The sequence below is a fragment of the Streptomyces viridiviolaceus genome (assembly GCF_014650995.1).
GTDB classification, from domain to species: Bacteria; Actinomycetota; Actinomycetes; order Streptomycetales; family Streptomycetaceae; genus Streptomyces; species Streptomyces viridiviolaceus.
Window position 1 is genome coordinate 149,337 of record NZ_BMWA01000018.1, and the last position, 16,071, is coordinate 165,407.

A 16,071-nucleotide genomic window follows, 5' to 3' on the forward strand; every position below is an offset into this window, starting at 1 on the left:
ATGGCCAGCAAAAAGGGCAGGCGCCGGCGCTTCGGTGCGGTGCGGCAGTACCGGCCCGGACGGTGGACGGCTTCGTACCTGGGACCCGACGGTGAGCGCATCCGTGCGGAAGAGACCTTCGCGACCAGGAAGGATGCTGAGATCTGGCTGTCCCAGGTCGAGGCGGACCTCAGCGGCGAGCTGATGGTGCGGTTGTGGTGCGGCACACGCTCACCGGTCTGGCCCCCGGGTCGATGACCTTGGGGTTTCACATGGAGCGGGTGACGAGAGTCGAACTCGCGCTCTGGCTCGGCAAGCGACGGCCCGCAGGCGTCGGCGTAGTCGTTGACCTGTGCTTATGTGACTCGGTGGCGGCCCCGGGAGAGCGGGTGCGCACCGCTGGTGACCGTTGTTGCTCGCTCCCGGGTAGGTGGTCAGTGATCAATAAGCACGGCTGTCGTGTCTGTTCTGCCCGGCGTGTCCGGGCGGTAGCTTGGTGAAGAGGGCCCCGAAGGAGGGCGATTCGATGCCGTGGTACGTATGGCTGCTCGCCGCCGCGGCACTGGGTGCCGCGGAGTTCTTCACCCTGACACTGGTCTTCGGCTTGCTGGCCGGTGCCGCGCTGGTTGCCGCCGTAGTCGCCGGTGTGGGCATCGGCCTTCTCGGGCAGCTGTTGGCCCTGGGTGCGACAGCGGCAGCGGGCCTGCTCATCGTCCGTCCCATCATGCGGCATATGGCACAGCAGCCCCTCACACGCGAGGGCAGCGACGCGCTGATCGGCAAGCGGGCCGAGGTCATGCAGGAGGTCACCGCGACCCGTGGCTTGATCAAGCTCTCCGGTGAGGAGTGGTCCGCGCGCGCCCTCGACGAGAGCCTGGTCATCCCGGTGGGGGCGTTCGTGGACGTCATGGAGATCGAAGGGGCCACGGCCATCGTCCATCCCCGCGAACTCCTTCCTTGAACGGCTGAACACGCAGCAATGGAGGCACTGTGGATCCAGTTGTCATCCCCATTCTTGTGGCGGCCCTTGTGGTCGTCTTCCTCGTGGCCTCCAGTGTGCGGATCGTCCCGCAGGCGCGCCGCTACAACATCGAGCGGTTCGGCCGATACCGCCGGACGCTGCAACCCGGCCTGAACCTGGTCGTGCCGGTGGCTGACCGCATCAACACCAAACTCGACGTGCGCGAGCAGGTCTATTCCTCCGACCCCAGGCCGGTGATCACCGAGGACAACCTCGTGGTGAACATCGACACCGTGCTCTACTACCAGATCACGGACCCCCGGGCGGCGGCCTACGAGGTCGCCGACTACCTGCAGGCGATCGATCAGCTCACCGTGACCACGCTCCGGAATGTCATCGGCAGCATGGACCTGGAGGAGACGCTCACCTCGCGCGAGGAGATCAACTCCCGGCTGCGCGCCGTCCTCGACGACGCCACCGGCAAGTGGGGCATCCGGGTCAACCGCGTAGAGATAAAGGCCATCGATCCACCGCACACCATCAAGGAAGCGATGGAGAAGCAGATGCGGGCCGAGCGTGACAAGCGCGCGGCCATCCTGCACGCCGAAGGGGAGCGGCAAGCCAAGATCCTCACAGCGGAAGGCACGAAGCAGAAGGACATCCTGGAGGCGCAGGGCACGCAGCAAGCCATGATCCTGCGGGCGGACGGTGAGGCAAAGGCGGTGGAGCTCGTCTTCCAGGCCGTCCACCGCAACAATGCCGACCCCAAGATCCTGGCCTACAAGTATCTCGAGACGCTGCCGCACTTGGCGAGCAGCGACAACAACACGTTCTGGGTCATCCCCGGGGAGCTGACCGAGGCAGTCAGGACCGTCACCCGCGCGTTCGGTGATCAGTCGACGGTGCGTCCTCACACACCTGCGCAACCTGAGGCAACGGCCACCGCCGGCGCCGACCGCACGCCGGACGAAGGGCGCACTCCGGAGCTCGGTGCGGGTGGGACGGCTTCGCTCGATGCCGCCGCGGCTGCTGATGAGGCCGGGAAGCAGGCCGCCGCCGCGGTGAGCGACGCCAAGGCGGAGGCGGCGGAGGCTGCGAAGTCGCCCCAGACACCGCGCCGGGGGCAGCCGTCCGGCGGTTGAGTCCATCGTGGGCCATCGTCGGTGTCCGGCGAGTAACCGTCCTGCGTGTCGGGTGCAGGACGGCAGCGAAGCCTGACGTCGGTGCGTCTTGCCGCGTCGCGCGGCCCTCCACGGAGGCCATGGTGGCCAGGTGACAGAACAGCAGTGCCGGCACCGCGGTGAGCAGGTGGCGGCGCGGTGGCGACCAGGTCATGCGCCGCCCGCTTCGGTGCGCTGGTACATGTGGGGGATGCCGTCGGCGTCCGTGTCGAGGTTCTCCTTCTCGGACAGGCGCCGGTAGACAGCGTTCCTGCGGCGCAGGAGCAGGGAGGCGATCAGGGCTGCTTCACTCCGGGCCCATCCCGTCGTTGACGAATCCTGCCGCGGACATGGCTTGGCAGAGGGTGTCGCGGTGGGCGCGGGCGGACGGGCTGGTCTTCCCACAGCCGAGGGCGCAGGACCCACATCTGGGTGGGCAGGGGCGGCTCGCCTTTGAGCAGGATCGTCTGCTCGCGCGGCTGGACCATGGGGGAGGGGCCGCGGCCATTGAGGTCGGTGTGCAGAAGGGACAGGACGAGGGGCGCGCCGGGGAGCAGGACGTTACGGAGTGCCGGCAGCGCACGGTGCGGGTCGATGAATGCCAGGGAGCCGATGGCGTACGCGGCGTCGAACCCATCTCCGCCGGTGTGGTATTCGACCAGGTCGCCCCGTACGAAATGCACGCCGGGCACGCGGCCGTGGGTGGAGGTGGCACGCTCGTACTGGGTGGGCGAGAGTTCGATGCCGGTGACATGGGCGCCGTAACGCTGGGCGAGATGGACGGCATGGTGGCCGGCCCCGGAGCCAATGTCCAGGATTCTGCGGCCGGCGATATCGCCAAGGATCTCGGCCCCGGGGCCGACGCCTTCCCAGGGGGACCAGTTGATCCGCTGCGGGACGGGCGGCATGTAGGCGCGGACGAGCTGGCGGCGGCCGTAGAGGGTCCAGGCGCGCGCGTTGAGCTCTTCAGCGGTCACGGTCGCCCCCGGGTGTCCGGGCGTGGCTCAGGGGCCGGCCGCTGACGAGGTAGTGCGGTCCGTCGCCGGTGCGGGCACGTTCGGTGGCCTCCAGGCGGGCGAAGGGCACTTCGCCCATGAGGCGCTGCCACTCGGGTAGGTCGTGGACGGCCCACATGTCGTGCTCGGCCGGATCGAGGCGGATGCGGCGGAGTTGTTCGGTGGTGAGGTTACCGCCGTCGAAGATGAAGCCGATCTTGCCCATCGGCCAGTGCGGGCCGGGGTGGAGGTAGTGCGTGAGCAGCAGACGCGGCCGGCCCTGGCCGAGTTCGAGTCCGGTTTCCTCGGTCGCCTCGCGACGTGCGGTCTCCAGGGGGTCTTCGCCGGTGTCCGTGTTTCCGCCGGGAAACTGCCAGAGCCGGTTGCCGTAGACCGAGCGCAGTTGCACGGGACGGTCGTGCTCGTCACGGATGTACAGGCAGCCGTAGGCCGTGTGGTGCGGCACTGTCCTGACGTACTCGGCCGGCGTCATGGGAATCGGGCGCCCTTGGCGACCGGGCCGGTGGTCGAACTCGATTGCCAGGACGCCCAGGTTCTCCTTGGCCGGCGGGTAGATGTTCCGGAGGTTGGCGAGCAGCTCTTCGGGAGACCCGTCCGGGTTGATGCGCGTGGGGTTCTCCGAGCGGAGCAGATCCTCGAAGGAGGGGTATGGGGTGATCCGCTGCACGATGACGTCAAGTTCCCGGCCGGTTTCCCGGTCGTGGAAGACGACCGTGTCGCCGGCCGCGACGGCACGCTTCTGTGGGGTGGCCACCCTCACTTCGATCGTCTTGCGGCCTGCTTCCACTTGACGGTAGTACCGCGGGAGCAGGTGCATGTGGTGCTCTTGCGGTTCATCTCCTGTCGTCGGACTCGGGACGGCGGGGATCGCCTGCTGGGTGTCGTCGGGCACCTTTGCCTCCGATCGATGCTGTGGCTGAACCGTGGGGGGCTGCGGTCCGTGGAAGGGGAATCGGGGTTGCTTCGCTGCGGGGTTCTTCCGGGGGTCGTTCACTGGGGGTGGCCTTGGGGTCGCAGGCGCGCCAGGGTGCGGTGCCCCCGGTTCCTGCGTTTCCGCATCGCTGCGTGTGGCGCCGTACTGGATTCCGGACAGGGCGTCCAGAGTGGAGTCGATGACGAAGGATTCCTCTTCGGCTGGGGTGAGTCCGCGGCCGTAGCCGGACATGAAGGCGTCGTGGAGGCAAGGCTGCGTGGCCCAGGCGTCCGAGAGGCGGACAAGGTCGCGGATGGCCGGGCCGGGCTCACTGCGTCCGAAGTCGATGACCGAGAGGCTGCCGTCCTCGTCCAGCAGGAGATTGCGCAGCTGGAAGTCTCCGTGTGCTGGCACGCGGGCCAGGGACGGAACCTCTTCAGCGCGCGCCACGGTACTTCGGATGAACTCCTCGTCCTCCCGGTTCAGGTAGGGGCGTGCTGCTGCCAGGTGCCTCTCTACTTTCGCGAGCTCGGGCACTCCTTCAGTCGTGGGAATCGGCGTCGCTGCGCTGCGGTGAATGGTCGCGGCCAAGGAGCCGATCTCGTGGAAGAGGCGTCGTCGTTGCTCGGGTGGGTGTGCGAGACCGTGCAGGGGATGGCCGGGCACTGCGGTGACGACGACGGCGTGCAACGCGCTGTCGTGGGCCACGAGTGTGGGGGCAGATGCTCCGAGGCGCGGTACCCGGCTGCGGTACGCCTCCACCTCGCGGTGGTGGAAGCGAGCGTTCTGGTGGACCTTGACGTACCACTCGCCGTGGGCTCCGCGTGCCCGCCATACCCGGCTGCTTTCGCGGTCCCAGGAGGTGTCCGTCCAGGCGGCGATGTGCCCCACCGCCTGCTCGGTGAGCTGTCGCACTTCCTGGGGCGGGTCGGCCGGGTGCGTGGACATGGCCGTGCTCATGCCCATCCCGTTTCGGAGTAGAGGCGGCCGGCACGGATGCTCTCGAAGACCACACGGGTGCAGGGGACGAGATCGTCGGGGAGCGCGCCCGGATTCCAGAATTTCCACTGGGTGCACTTGCCCGGCTTGCGCAGCTCGGGCTCGCCGGCCCAGGTCTGGGCACGGAAGAACAGGCCCATACGGGGCTGGTCCCCGGCCCGGTCGATGAGATGGACGACGTGAACGAGTTCGACGTCCTGCGGCCGGATCCGCAGGCCCGCCTCCTCGTGGGCCTCCCTGATCAGGCACGTGATCGCGCTCTCCTGCTCGCAGTGGCCGGCCAGGACGTGCCACGTGGAGGGCGCGAACTGGGAGTCGGGGTGGCGCAGCCCGAGCAGCACCGTTCCGTCGGGACGCTCTAGGTAGAGGTGGACGCCGATGACGTTGGGGACCGTGCCGCGCGGGGAGGCCGGTCGGCGCTCATCGCTCGACGCGGCCGCATCTTGCGGGGCGCTGTGGGATGTGCCGGCCGTGAGGCTGGCGGCATGGCGCCGTACGAGGTCGCTGGTGGTGGGCGCGATACGCAGGCGGTGAAGGTCGGCAGGGGCGAACCAGGCCAGCATCACCCCTTCCGTCAGGTGGAGGTCTCGTGGATCGCCGTTCCAGCGGCCGGCGTAGATGGTGATGGACACGGTTGCGCCGGCGGCGTCGGTTGCTTCCTCGACGCCGAACGGGGTCAGGTCTGCGATGTGGAGGCCGGCTTCTTCGTCGAGTTCGCGCCGCACGGTGTGTTCCAGGGTGGCGTCCTGGGGTTCTCGGCCGCCGCCCAGCAGGGACCACATGCCGGGCTCCCAGATCTGGCCGGGGAAGTAGTCGCGCAGGTGGAGCAGGTACTCGCCGCGGTCGTTGTAGATCAGGGCTGAGGCGTTGGCGATTTCCGGTTCGACGGCGTGCGTGAGCTTGAGCAGCTTCTCGCGCAGGGTGGGGGAGGTCACCTTGTCCACGGACCGCCACTCGATGGCGCCGACTTCGTCCTTCTGCAACGTCACCGGCACCTTTGTCGCCGTGTGCAGGCGGAAGAGGAAGCGGAGGTCGAAGTGCTGGTGGCCCGGTTCGCCTTTGTCCGGGCGGGCGTCGATGTCGTGGATGTCGATGTCGAACGGCACGGTCTCGTAGCCGGACCATGGCATCACCGCTTGGGGTGGGATCCCGGTCTCCTCGTGCAGCTCCCGAAGGGCGGCCCCCGCCAGGGACTCGTCTTCGGGCTCGGTGTGTCCGCCGGGAGCGAGGACCTTCCCGCTCGCCAGGTGCAGCACGTGCAGGACGCGGCCGAGGGGGTCGACGACGATGGCGCTGCAGGTGATGTGTCCGGAGAAGGCGGAGCGGCTGGCGATGTCGGTGGGCCAGTCGAGGGCGTCCATGAGGCCGCCGAGCTGCTCGCGCTCGTGCGGGTGGCGAGCGACGTAGGTCTCGACGGTGGTGCGGATGTGGTCGTGCGACAGCGGCATAGGTGTACCTCCGAGGGAGCGGAGCGAGTCGAGGAGGGGCGGTCGTTTGTCAGCTCAGCCGCATCCCCTCCACAGGAACTTCCTCGATGGCGGTGGGGCGAGGGGTGGGCAGGCTCCAGCGCTCTTGGGCTGTCTCGGCGGCGAGTCGGGCTTGCCGCGCTCCTGGCGGGCCCCATCCCAGGAGGGCGGCTGCCTGGGCAGGGGGGGCGAGCAGGCGTGGGAAGGGGTGGCCGGTGTCGGGGTCGACGGCCGCCGGCCCGATGAAGGTGACCCGGGCGGCCAGACGGAGCCAGGCGTTGGCCCCCACTCCGCCGTAGACCTCGCCAGCCTGATCCAGCACCCAGCCCAGTCGCACCGGGTCGGTCAGGGTGAGCTGGGCTTCCTCGGCGGCTTCGCGGTAGAGGGCGTCCTCGGGCGTCCTGTCGGTCTTCTCCACGGTGCCGCCGGGCAGCGTCGGTGGTGCGCCCCGGGGGCCGGGGTCGGCAACGAGGACGATCCGGCCGTCGGAAACGAAGCACCACGCCCAGGCTTGCTGCACGGGGAGCCGCTCGGGCACAGGGGCACGGTTGAGGGGGCTGTCCCACAGGGGCCGGTAGCGGACGTGGACGTCATGGCGGTCCAGCGGCGGGACGTCGCGGATGTGCCGGCCGTCGGCGAGGTGGGCGGTGGCGGTGTTCCCGAGCCGGGCCCGGTAGGCGGCGAGCATGATCTGCCCGTCCACGGGGCGCAGCCGCTGTACCGCGTCCCGGCTTTCGAGGAAGGCGAACTCGGACAGCTCCTCGCGAGGCAGTCGGATCGCCTTCGCCTGGGCGGGGGTGAGGGTTCCGCCGTCAAAGACGTAACGGATCTCTCCTGGGCAGGGCATGCCCGGCTTGATGTCGGGGTGGTGCGGCGAGAGGGAGTGGACGGCGAGCACGCCCGCCAGGGGCAGGTCCGGCAGCCCCAGTTCCTCGGTGATCTCGCGTCGGCAGGCGACGTGCGGGTGTTCACCGGGTTCGACGACTCCTCCAGGCAGCAGCCACCGGTCGTCCTCGCGGTAGGTCGGGTGGACCAGCAGGACGCGGCCGACCTGGTCGGTGACGATCGCGGCGGCGCCGAGCCACATCGCGTGCCGGGACGCGGCGTATCGCGCTGCCGAGAGGGCAGCCCGCGGTGCAACCTGATCCGAAGGGGAGGCGGGAGAGGTCACGTGGCTTCGCCTTTCAGGACGTGGGTGTCTCGATTCCGTAGGGGGTCAGCGGTCCTTGGCCAGGGCGACGAGCTCGGCGAACTGGCCGCCGGCGCCCACCAGGTCGTCGTACGTGCCCTGCTCGATGACGCGGCCTTTGTCCATCACGAGGATGCGGTCGGCGAGCCGGGTGTTCTCCAGCTGGTGGGTGACGACGATCGTCACGCGCTGGGGTGCGAGGCGCTTGATCTGCGTGAAGATCGCGTGTTCGCCGCGGGCGTCCATCTGGGAGGTGGGTTCGTCCAGGATCATGAGTGGCGTCTGCCGGTACAGCGCGCGGCCACATACGAGCCGCTGCCATTGGCCGCCCGACAGTTCGGCGCCGCCGAACAGCTCTCGGGCCAGGAGGGTGTCGAGTTGGCGGGGCAGCTTCTCGATCTCCTCGCGCATGCCGACGGCGTCGATGGCGTCCCACACCGGCTTGTCGTCGTGGGCGCGGGGCTGGCCCAGGGTGATGTTCTCGCGGGCCCGCAACGGCCAGCACGCGAAGTTCTGCGGGACGAGTGAGGTGCGGCTCCACACGGAGCCGGGGTCTGCGTCGGCGAGATCGATGCCGTCCCACAGGACGCGTCCTTTGTCGGCGAGCACGATCCCGGTGATGAGTCTGGTCAGGGTGGACTTGCCGGAACCGTTCGCGCCGACGACGGCCAGGATCTCCCCGCGGCGCAGAGTCAAGGAGATTCCTGCGACGGCCGGATCCTCCTTGCCGGGGTAGTGGTAGACGGCCTCCTCGATACGGATCTCGTCGACCCGCTCCGGAATGGTCAGCTCACCCCGCTTCGGAGCGCGCTCGCGTGCGAGGTCGAGGAAGGCCCGCATGTCGGCGAGGTAGAGCGAGGTGTGGAACAGGGCGGCGCCGTTGATGACGACCTGGGCCAGCGCGGCGAGCGCGGTCTGGACAGCGACCACCGCGGTGGCCGCGACGGGCAGCGCGATACGACCGGTGAGGGCGAGGCCGGCCAGGGTGGCCCAGGTGCACATCAGGAAGAAGCCGCCCAGGGCGCTGGTGGACAACTGGATCCGCAGCATCTGCGGCGCCGCGTCGAGAGTGCGTCGGTCGATGCGGTCGGAGAGGGCTTGGTACCAGTAGATCTGGTAGCCGGTCATCCCGTTGGCGCGGACCTCGTCGCCGAAGCGGGCGTGGGTGGCCCAGCTGCGCATCATGGCCCGTACGTTGCGGTCACCGATGTTGAGGAAGTGCGTGCGGTAGTCGACGCGGGCCGACAGCACGGCTCCGACGCCGGCGGGCAGCACGGCCAGGAGCAGCACTGGCAGCATCAGCGGGTGCAGCGCGGTGATGACCCCGCCGGCGGCGATCATGCGGATCAGGGCGGACATGAACCGCTGCGCGTCCTGCACCATCAGGCGGGTGCGGGTGACGCCGATCTCGGCCGCCTCCTGCTGGTCGGCAAAACCGTCCCTCCCGTAGGCGGACGACTCCACACGCAGCACGGCGGAGACGAGCGCGACGTCGGCTTCGGTGGTCAGCAGGGGAGTGATGCGTCCGTCCGCGTACGACGACAGGAGGCTGCAGATACGGCCGGCGCCCGCGGCCAGGGTCACCACGATCAAGGCGGGGACCGCACCGTGCAGACGTTCGGAAACGGTGCCGCTGCCGAGGACGTGCGTCATGGCACGGGCGGTGGAGGCCAGGACGACAGCGGCGGCGACGCCGGTGAGCACCTGGCATACCAGGAGGAGAACGAAGCCAGCCCTGTCGACGGCCCACGCCTTGCGCGCGGTGTGGGCCAATACAGAGGGCAAGCGTCGGCACATCGCCCCAAAGCCGGCGTCCTCCAGCGGGTTCTTGCCGAACTTGCCCTCGAAGCTGATGGTGGCCGGCGGGGGAGGGGGAGGCGTCTCGGGAGTTCTCGTCGAGGCGGCAGTCACAGTCACCTGGTCCCTCCATGAGGTCGGCGCCGTACCTGGATGGCTCGGCAGTGCACGGCTTAACGACATGGACCGGGATTCGAACGCGCTCGATTCCGGACGGCTTGGACCCCTTGCGCCGCACGGTCTGTACGCCCCTCGGCCCGCTACCTCGCGGCTGCGCGGTGGCCCACAATGGCCGAATCGCCGACGCTTGCAACGCCTGTGGCGGATGAGATTTCGAGCTGTCCCGTCTCCGCACCCTGGAGACCTGGCTCGCCCTCGCCCTCGACGAGGTACGGCAGGCCATCGCCGTAGCCGAGCAGCGAGAACGCGAGCGGCAGCGCGGCATTCATGACCGGCCGGCGCCGCCCGACTGGCTGCTGGAGCAGGGGCTGAATCGAGACAGTCCGCCCGTGCAGGTGCACGTCGGCGGCTGCTGGAACGCGGGGAAACAGGTCAGGCATCAGCCGAAGCGAGGCTCGACGTACCCTCACCCGAGAAGGCGGCGGGGCGGCATAGCTCTCTTGCGCTGAATGGGTCCGTACATTGCGCGGCGGCCGTGGCAGCCGCCTTAGCTTCATAACAGGCACAGTCGGAAGGAAGGGCATGACCATGCCTGTCGTGGAGATCAAGGTCATCGAGGGCGCCTTCACTCACGAGGAGAAGCGCCAGATGGTGGAACGCCTTTCTGAAGCACTCATCGAGATCGCGGGCGAGCCGATGCGCCAGGCTACGCACGCGTTCATTACTGAGACCCCGAGTGCCGAGTGGGCGATTGGTGGCACGGCGAGGAAGGCCGAGGAAGTGAAGGCCATGCGAGGCCAGCCTCGAAGTTCATGATCGACGCTGAAGCCCGGACACGCGAAGAAGCCCCGCCGCCCGAGCGGCGGGGCGCGTCGAGTGCACCCGTCGAGGACCCTGCGACCGCCGCCGACGCCGTCGAGGAGGAGCCGGAGCCTTCGTTCGCCGAGGTCACCACCGACAGCTTCACCATGACGCCGCGCACCACGGAGCGAACAGTGCTTCGGATCGTCCGATCCAGCACCTTTGCATCAAGCAGCCGCACCGTCATGGGCCCTGGCCGGATACCGGGCACCGGTACCTCCGGCCCGTCGGCCTGGGCGTGCTCCAGACACGGCTTCAGGCGCCCGCATATCCACGTCGCGCAGCAGCCCGTCGGGCAGGGCTGTGCCTTTTGGGCACCGGCGCGCAGGGCAGAATCCTTACCGTGCATTCCTGGGCGACGGTCCGCTGCCGCATGGCCACGGAGCAGCGCAGGTGCTGGCCAAGGCGACCCGAATCCCGGGTGATGCGGTCCGCCTGCGAGACCGGTCGCCCAGAGGGCGGTGAACGACTCCTGAAACGCCGGCGTAGTGCGGTCGTCGGCAGCAGCGACGTCCACGACGATCAGCCCCGGCTGTGAGATATGGGTTCGGTCGGAAGACTCCACATGGCAGGACGGTGTCCCTTGCGAGGTATCGGCACCCTCGGTGAGTGCCTGCGACGCGAGTTCTCGGCGGCAGAGGTGCGCAGGCAGGCTTCAACTTCCTGCCCGCGGCGCGCCCGGGTGGTGGGTGGAGGCGACTGGGGAACGGTTCGGGCGGGCCTTAGAAACAGCACTGGACAATTGAACGGCGTCACACTCTTGCACTGGCACATGTGCGCGACCCCGCCATTCCTTTGTACGGTTTCAGTGCCCGGCTCGGACAGGACAGCAGGGCATGGGCGGTCCCGCGCCCCGATCGCACGCCGCGCGGGACTGCCGATACGGACTCCTTGCCCGGCAACAACAGCGGGAGCTTGATTGCTGGCAACGCTCCCTCGAGTACAGCTATGGCGCCTCGCCGCCCGCGGCGTTTGCGCCGCGGCCACGGCCCAGGCCGCCGTCGTCCGCGACACCCTACTGGCCGGACGACTCAGCTCGCCTTCTGCGAGGTCGACGCGGGGTGGTCGAAGCAGTCCGGGCGCCGCTGACCGATTCTTCACGATCGCCGCTGGCCGGCCGCGGCACTTGCGGGCTGGGTGTTGACGACTGGTCTGCGGTTGGCTTGCCACTGGCGCCCTGGCGGCTTCTCACCCATTGCCGGGCCGCTGCAGGCTGTGCGGGCCTGCGCCGGTGGGCGCGGCGTTCGGTGGCGCGGTGGACCAAGTCGGTGAGGTAGGCGGTGGGGCCGCGTTGCGCATCACCTCACGCGTGATCGCCGAGGTCGGACGGTCCAGGCGTCGGGCTCCGTCGGCGATCGTGGTGTTGCCGACGGCGGCCTTGGCGCCGGACTCCTCCCAGCCGCGGGAGTCGTGCCGGTTGCCCGGCAGAGGCCGGCCGACCACGACGACAAGACGCATGTGGCCCGACCAGTGAAACACCCCAACCTGACGCCCTTTCACTGACGCCTTTTCACTGACACCGAACCGGCACATCACACAGTGGGGGAGCGACGCTTGCGCGCAGGACGACCTCACCGCCCATCCTCAGCACCCGTGACCGGGGCCCGCGCGGCTCGCGCAGGGCGAGCGCCATCACCTCCTGCCCCATGGCGGTGAGCGGCAGGGCCACCGTCGTGAGCGGCGGGGAGAGTTCCCGCACGAGGGGGATGTCGTCGAAACCGGCCAGTGAGATGTCCTCCGGCACGCGTACGCCCTGTTCCCGGAAGGCGGCGAGCGCGCCCACGGCCATCACGTCGGTCACCGCGAAGACGCAGGTGGGCCGTTCGCCGCGGGCGAGCAGCGCTCGTGCCGCCGTGTACCCGCCTTCGCGGGTGAAGGGCCCGTGCACGATCCGTTCGGGCGGCAGTGTGACACCGGCCCGCGCCAGTTCGGCCCGGAAGCCGGCGAGCCGGTCGGAGACCGTGGTCAGCGAAGGCGGTCCGGTGAGTACCGCGAACTCCCGATGCCCCAGGTCGAGCAGCGCCCTGGCCAGGGCCGAGGCGCCGCCCCGGTTCTCCGGCAGTACGGCGTCGACCCGTAGGCTGCGGTGCCGGCTGACGACCGCGACGCGTCCGCCCGCCCGCACGTACGGCTCGAGTTCCGCGGCGAGCGCCCGCTCCCAGGTCCGGTCCTGGAAGCCGGAGCCGATCAGCAGGATGGCGCGGGCCCGCTGGGCGCGCAGTGTGGAGACGTAGGCGATCTCGCGGGCCGGTTCGCGGAAGGTGCTGGCCAGCATCACCAGCAGGTCCTTCTCCGCGGCGGCGCGCATCACGCCGTCGGCGATCGCGGCGAAGTAGGGGTCGCCCACGTCGTGGCAGATCAGGCCCACGGTGTTGTTCGACGCACTGGCGAGTGCTTGGGCGTGGGCGTTGGGGATGTAGCCCAGTTGGTCGGCGGCCGCGCGTACCCGGCAGCGCAGGTCCTCGCGGACGCGGGTGGTGCCGTTCAGGGCTCGTGACGCCGTTGCGAGGGACACGCCCGCTCTGCGGGCGACGGCGTCCAGCGTCGCATGAGCCTGTGATTCCAGTTCACTCACTTTACCCCCCGAAACTTGGGGACGACCTATTGACCGTGCGGACTGGCACTCAATAGCGTGGCCATACTGTATCAGAAAGCGCTTTCTGAAAGCGTTTTCCCTCAGAGGCAGAGAACTCGATGCACCCGGCCGATCCGGACAGCTCTTCCTGACTGCTCCGGAGACCCAGGAGTTGACCGTGAGTCAGAGCGCCATCAAGGCACCACCCGTGCAGGTAGCGGGAGTCGACAGGCGGAACAGCCCGAGCGCGGGGGAGCGGGCGTCGCGGCTGCTCGAGCAGAGCTGGCGTCCCGTCGCCCTTCTGCTCGCGTGCTTCGCCGCCTGGTGGGTGATCGCCGCCGCCGAGCTGGTCGAGCCCTACCTCGTCCCCTCGCCCGGAGAGACCTTCGACGTACTGACCGGGAAGCCCGACTACATCTGGCAGCACACATGGGTGACCACCTACGAGACGCTCCTCGGCTTCCTGATCGCCCTCGTCGTCGGGGTGTTCGCCGCCGTCGTGATGGTCTACTCGGCGACCGTTGAGAAGACCCTCTACCCGATCCTGCTGTTCGCCCAGGTCGTGCCGAAGATCGCCATCGCCCCGCTGTTCGTCGTGTGGCTGGGCTTCGGCATCGCACCGAAGATCCTCATCGCGGTGCTGATCGCCTTCTTCCCCGTCGTCATCTCCATGGTGACGGGACTCAAGGCGGTCGACCCGGAGATGCTCCAGCTCTCCTCGACCATGGGCGCGAGCCCCTGGCAGACTTTTGTCAAGATCCGCATGCCCGCCTCGCTGCCACATCTGTTCTCCGGCCTCAAGGTCGCGGTGACGCTCGCCGTGACGGGTGCGGTCGTCGGCGAGTTCGTCGGCGCCAACGAGGGGCTCGGCTATGTGATCCTCCAGGCCAACGGCAACCTTGACACCCCGATGCTCTTCGCCGGCCTGCTGGTGATGTCCCTGATCGGCGTCGTCCTCTTCGTCCTCGTCGAGGTCACCGAGAAGCTGCTGCTCCCGTGGCACGCCAGCCGCCGCGAGACCGGCGTCACCACCACGTACTGACCCGATGACCGGCCACATGTCCCAAGCTGACAAGAAGGACCAGCCATGACTGCGCGCAGACTGCTTCTGACCGGCCTCGTACCGCTGCTCTTGGTCGCCACGGCCTGCGGGGAGGACGGCTCGGACACCTCGACCAGCTCCTCCGGCAAGGAACTGGAGAAGGTGACGCTGACGCTCAACTGGTACCCGTACGGCGAACACGCGCCGTTCTACTACGGCAAGCAGCAGAAGATCTTCGAGAAGTACGGCATCGACATCGAGATCCGCGCCGGCCAGGGCTCCCAGAAGACGGTGCAGGCGACCGGTGCCGGACAGACCGACTTCGGCTGGGCCGACACGCCCGCCGTCCTGTCCGGTGTTGACGCGGGCGTCAAGGTCAAGAGCCTCGGCGTCTTCCTGCAGACCACTCCGGCGTCGGTGCAGTCCTTCGAGTCGCAGGGCATCACAAGCCCCGCCGATCTCAAGGGGAGGACCATCGCGGGCACCGCCGGCGACGCACTCTCCAAGACATTCCCGATCTTCCTGAAGAAGAACGGTCTTGCCGAGTCCGACGTCAAGGTCCAGAACACCGACCCAGCCGGCAAGATCGCCGCCGTGATCTCCGGCAAGACCGACGGACTGCTCGGTTACGCCAGCGACCAGGGCCCCACCATGCAAAACAAGGCCAAGAAGCCGGTCTCGTATCTGCGCTTCTCCGAGAACGGGCTGAACTTCTACTCCAACGGCCTCATCGCCGGCCAGAAGGTCATCACCGGCAATGAGGACCTCGCCGAGCGCATGGCGAAGGCGGTCAGCGAGTCGTTCGCTGCCGCGGAGAAGGCACCGGAGCCGGCCGTCGCCTCGATGGAGGGCGCGAGTGAGCAGCTCCCGCCGAAGCAGGTCCTGTCCGAGCAGTTCGCCACGACGCTCACTCTCCTGCACACCCAGTCGACGCAGGGAAAGGCGCCGGGAGTCAACACCGAGGCCGACTGGCAGCAGACCATCGACGTCTTCGCCGAGGCCGGACTAGTGGGCAGCCCCAAGGCCGTGGCCGAGTACTGGGACAGCGCCACCGCGATGAAGGGATGAGGATGCCCAGGAACACCACCGTGCGGGAGCCGGCAGTGACCAAGGACGGACGAAGCAGTGGGTCCGGCACCACAGCGGCGGTCGGCATCAAGGACGTTGCGGTCCGCTTCCGTACCAGGAACCGTGACGTGACCGCGCTGACGGACGTCGATCTCGATGTGCCCATGGGGCAGTTCGTCGCGATCGTCGGCCCGTCCGGATGCGGCAAGTCGACGCTGCTCAAGCTGGTCGCGGGGCTGCTGAAGCCGTCCACGGGCGATGTGCTGCTGAACGGCGAGCGGGTACAGGGTCCGCGGCACGACATCGGCTACGTCTTCCAGCGCGCGGCCCTGCTGGAGTGGCGCTCGGCGCGCCGCAACATCCTGCTGCAGGCGGAGATGCGGAAGATGCCAGCGGAGCTGGGTCGGCGACGCGCTGACGAGCTGATCGCGATGACTGGCCTGAGCGGCTTCGAGGACGCGCTGCCGCACGAACTGTCCGGCGGTATGCAGCAGCGTGTCGCCCTGTGCCGCGCCCTGCTGCACGAGCCGCCCGTCCTGCTCATGGACGAGCCGTTCGGCGCGCTCGACGCGCTCACCCGCGAGCAGATGAACACCGAACTCAACCGTATCTGGCGGGAGACCGGCACCACCGTGCTCCTGGTCACCCACTCCATCTCCGAGGCCTGCTACCTCGCCGACCGGGTGGTGGTGATGAGTCCCAGGCCCGGCACCATCACCGAGATCATCGACGTGGGTCTGCCCCCGGAGCGCGACTACACGGAGACGATGGGGCGGCCCGAGTTCCGGGAGGCCACCACCCACATCCGCGGCCTGCTCGGCGCGGTCTCCGCGCAGGACTGAGCTGTCCGGGGAGCGAAGGAGCCCCGCACCATCCATGGGGGTGGTGCGGGGATCCTTCGTGTCCATCGGCCGGTTCCTGAGGT

15 protein-coding genes and 3 pseudogenes are annotated in these 16,071 nt (G+C 68.8%); 8 read left to right on the forward strand and 10 right to left on the reverse strand.

The features are described from left to right. The 3 genes and pseudogenes from IE260_RS26015 to IE260_RS26025 all read left to right on the forward strand — a co-directional run. Positions 1 to 174 (forward strand): annotated as a pseudogene (locus tag IE260_RS26015) (tyrosine-type recombinase/integrase); the annotation flags it as partial. A gap of 331 nt (positions 175 to 505) precedes the next feature. Then, positions 506 to 940, forward strand: coding sequence for an NfeD family protein (locus IE260_RS26020; protein WP_189875927.1), 435 nt, complete (start codon positions 506 to 508; stop codon positions 938 to 940). Positions 941 to 969: 29 nt separating this feature from the next. Then, positions 970 to 2,082, forward strand: a complete 1,113-nt coding sequence (locus IE260_RS26025; protein WP_189875929.1) for an SPFH domain-containing protein — start codon at positions 970 to 972, stop codon at positions 2,080 to 2,082. 314 nt (positions 2,083 to 2,396) lie between these two features. Here the strand turns inward: IE260_RS26025 and IE260_RS26030 are convergent, their stop codons facing one another. The 6 genes from IE260_RS26030 to IE260_RS26060 form a co-directional block, all read right to left on the reverse strand. Then, positions 2,397 to 3,077, reverse strand: a complete 681-nt coding sequence (locus IE260_RS26030; protein ID WP_189875931.1) for a class I SAM-dependent methyltransferase — start codon at positions 3,075 to 3,077, stop codon at positions 2,397 to 2,399. Then, a complete protein-coding gene (locus IE260_RS41935) occupies positions 3,067 to 4,977 on the reverse strand; it encodes a phosphotransferase (RefSeq protein ID WP_229881266.1) in 1,911 nt (636 codons plus the stop codon). Before IE260_RS41935 ends, IE260_RS26030 begins: the two co-directional genes overlap by 11 nt. Before the next feature lie 8 nt (positions 4,978 to 4,985). Continuing rightward, positions 4,986 to 6,476: an NUDIX domain-containing protein gene (locus IE260_RS26045; RefSeq protein ID WP_189875934.1), complete on the reverse strand. Its 1,491-nt coding sequence runs from the start codon at positions 6,474 to 6,476 to the stop codon at positions 4,986 to 4,988. Between the two features lie 49 nt (positions 6,477 to 6,525). Further along, the gene (locus tag IE260_RS26050) at positions 6,526 to 7,665 is read right to left on the reverse strand and encodes an NUDIX hydrolase (RefSeq protein WP_189875936.1); all 1,140 of its coding nucleotides are present in this window, start codon (positions 7,663 to 7,665) and stop codon (positions 6,526 to 6,528) included. Between the two features lie 45 nt (positions 7,666 to 7,710). Continuing rightward, positions 7,711 to 9,594, reverse strand: coding sequence for an ATP-binding cassette domain-containing protein (locus IE260_RS26055; protein ID WP_189875982.1), 1,884 nt, complete (start codon positions 9,592 to 9,594; stop codon positions 7,711 to 7,713). 146 nt (positions 9,595 to 9,740) lie between these two features. Further along, positions 9,741 to 10,040: a hypothetical protein gene (locus tag IE260_RS26060; protein WP_189875938.1), complete on the reverse strand. Its 300-nt coding sequence runs from the start codon at positions 10,038 to 10,040 to the stop codon at positions 9,741 to 9,743. Between IE260_RS26060 and IE260_RS41940 the strand changes: the two genes are divergently transcribed. Both IE260_RS41940 and IE260_RS26065 read left to right on the forward strand, forming a co-directional pair. Continuing rightward, the gene (locus IE260_RS41940; RefSeq protein ID WP_229881269.1) at positions 9,990 to 10,109 is read left to right on the forward strand and encodes a hypothetical protein; all 120 of its coding nucleotides are present in this window, start codon (positions 9,990 to 9,992) and stop codon (positions 10,107 to 10,109) included. The genes IE260_RS26060 and IE260_RS41940 overlap by 51 nt on opposite strands. A gap of 73 nt (positions 10,110 to 10,182) precedes the next feature. After that, positions 10,183 to 10,416 (forward strand): tautomerase family protein, encoded by a 234-nt coding sequence (locus IE260_RS26065; RefSeq protein ID WP_229881271.1) that lies wholly within the window; start codon positions 10,183 to 10,185, stop codon positions 10,414 to 10,416. Here IE260_RS26065 and IE260_RS43145 read toward each other — a convergent pair. From IE260_RS43145 to IE260_RS26080, 4 genes and pseudogenes are all read right to left on the reverse strand, one after another. After that, positions 10,322 to 11,026: a DUF6207 family protein gene (locus IE260_RS43145; RefSeq protein WP_373303406.1), complete on the reverse strand. Its 705-nt coding sequence runs from the start codon at positions 11,024 to 11,026 to the stop codon at positions 10,322 to 10,324. The genes IE260_RS26065 and IE260_RS43145 overlap by 95 nt on opposite strands. A 645-nt stretch (positions 11,027 to 11,671) precedes the next feature. Then, positions 11,672 to 11,814: pseudogene (locus IE260_RS26070) on the reverse strand (MarR family transcriptional regulator); the annotation flags it as partial. Continuing rightward, a pseudogene (locus IE260_RS26075) lies at positions 11,806 to 11,916 on the reverse strand (IS5/IS1182 family transposase); the annotation flags it as partial. The pseudogenes IE260_RS26075 and IE260_RS26070, both read right to left, overlap by 9 nt. A 55-nt stretch (positions 11,917 to 11,971) precedes the next feature. After that, complete coding sequence (locus tag IE260_RS26080; RefSeq protein WP_229881274.1) at positions 11,972 to 13,036, reverse strand: LacI family DNA-binding transcriptional regulator; 1,065 nt, start codon at positions 13,034 to 13,036, stop codon at positions 11,972 to 11,974. A gap of 178 nt (positions 13,037 to 13,214) precedes the next feature. On the opposite strand from IE260_RS26080, the gene IE260_RS26085 reads away from it, so the two are divergent. The 3 genes from IE260_RS26085 to IE260_RS26095 are packed head-to-tail and all read left to right on the forward strand — an operon-like array spanning position 13,215 to position 15,988. After that, positions 13,215 to 14,078, forward strand: coding sequence for an ABC transporter permease (locus IE260_RS26085; RefSeq protein ID WP_189875940.1), 864 nt, complete (start codon positions 13,215 to 13,217; stop codon positions 14,076 to 14,078). Between the two features lie 45 nt (positions 14,079 to 14,123). Next, the gene (locus IE260_RS26090) at positions 14,124 to 15,146 is read left to right on the forward strand and encodes an ABC transporter substrate-binding protein (protein ID WP_189875942.1); all 1,023 of its coding nucleotides are present in this window, start codon (positions 14,124 to 14,126) and stop codon (positions 15,144 to 15,146) included. Beyond that, complete coding sequence (locus IE260_RS26095; RefSeq protein WP_189875944.1) at positions 15,143 to 15,988, forward strand: ABC transporter ATP-binding protein; 846 nt, start codon at positions 15,143 to 15,145, stop codon at positions 15,986 to 15,988. Before IE260_RS26090 ends, IE260_RS26095 begins: the two co-directional genes overlap by 4 nt. Positions 15,989 to 16,071 lie beyond the last annotated feature (83 nt).

What these genes read in the sequence shown, in the direction of transcription:
- IE260_RS26045 (WP_189875934.1), bottom strand. Translation starts at nt 6,476, where the DNA reads ATGCCGCTGTCGCACGACCACATCCGCACCACCGTCGAGACCTACGTC.
- IE260_RS41935 (WP_229881266.1), bottom strand. Translation starts at nt 4,977, where the DNA reads ATGTCCACGCACCCGGCCGACCCGCCCCAGGAAGTGCGACAGCTCACC.
- IE260_RS26020 (WP_189875927.1), top strand. Translation starts at nt 506, where the DNA reads ATGCCGTGGTACGTATGGCTGCTCGCCGCCGCGGCACTGGGTGCCGCG.
- IE260_RS26095 (WP_189875944.1), top strand. Translation starts at nt 15,143, where the DNA reads ATGAGGATGCCCAGGAACACCACCGTGCGGGAGCCGGCAGTGACCAAG.
- IE260_RS26090 (WP_189875942.1), top strand. Translation starts at nt 14,124, where the DNA reads ATGACTGCGCGCAGACTGCTTCTGACCGGCCTCGTACCGCTGCTCTTG.
- IE260_RS26065 (WP_229881271.1), top strand. Translation starts at nt 10,183, where the DNA reads ATGACCATGCCTGTCGTGGAGATCAAGGTCATCGAGGGCGCCTTCACT.
- IE260_RS26060 (WP_189875938.1), bottom strand. Translation starts at nt 10,040, where the DNA reads ATGCCTGACCTGTTTCCCCGCGTTCCAGCAGCCGCCGACGTGCACCTG.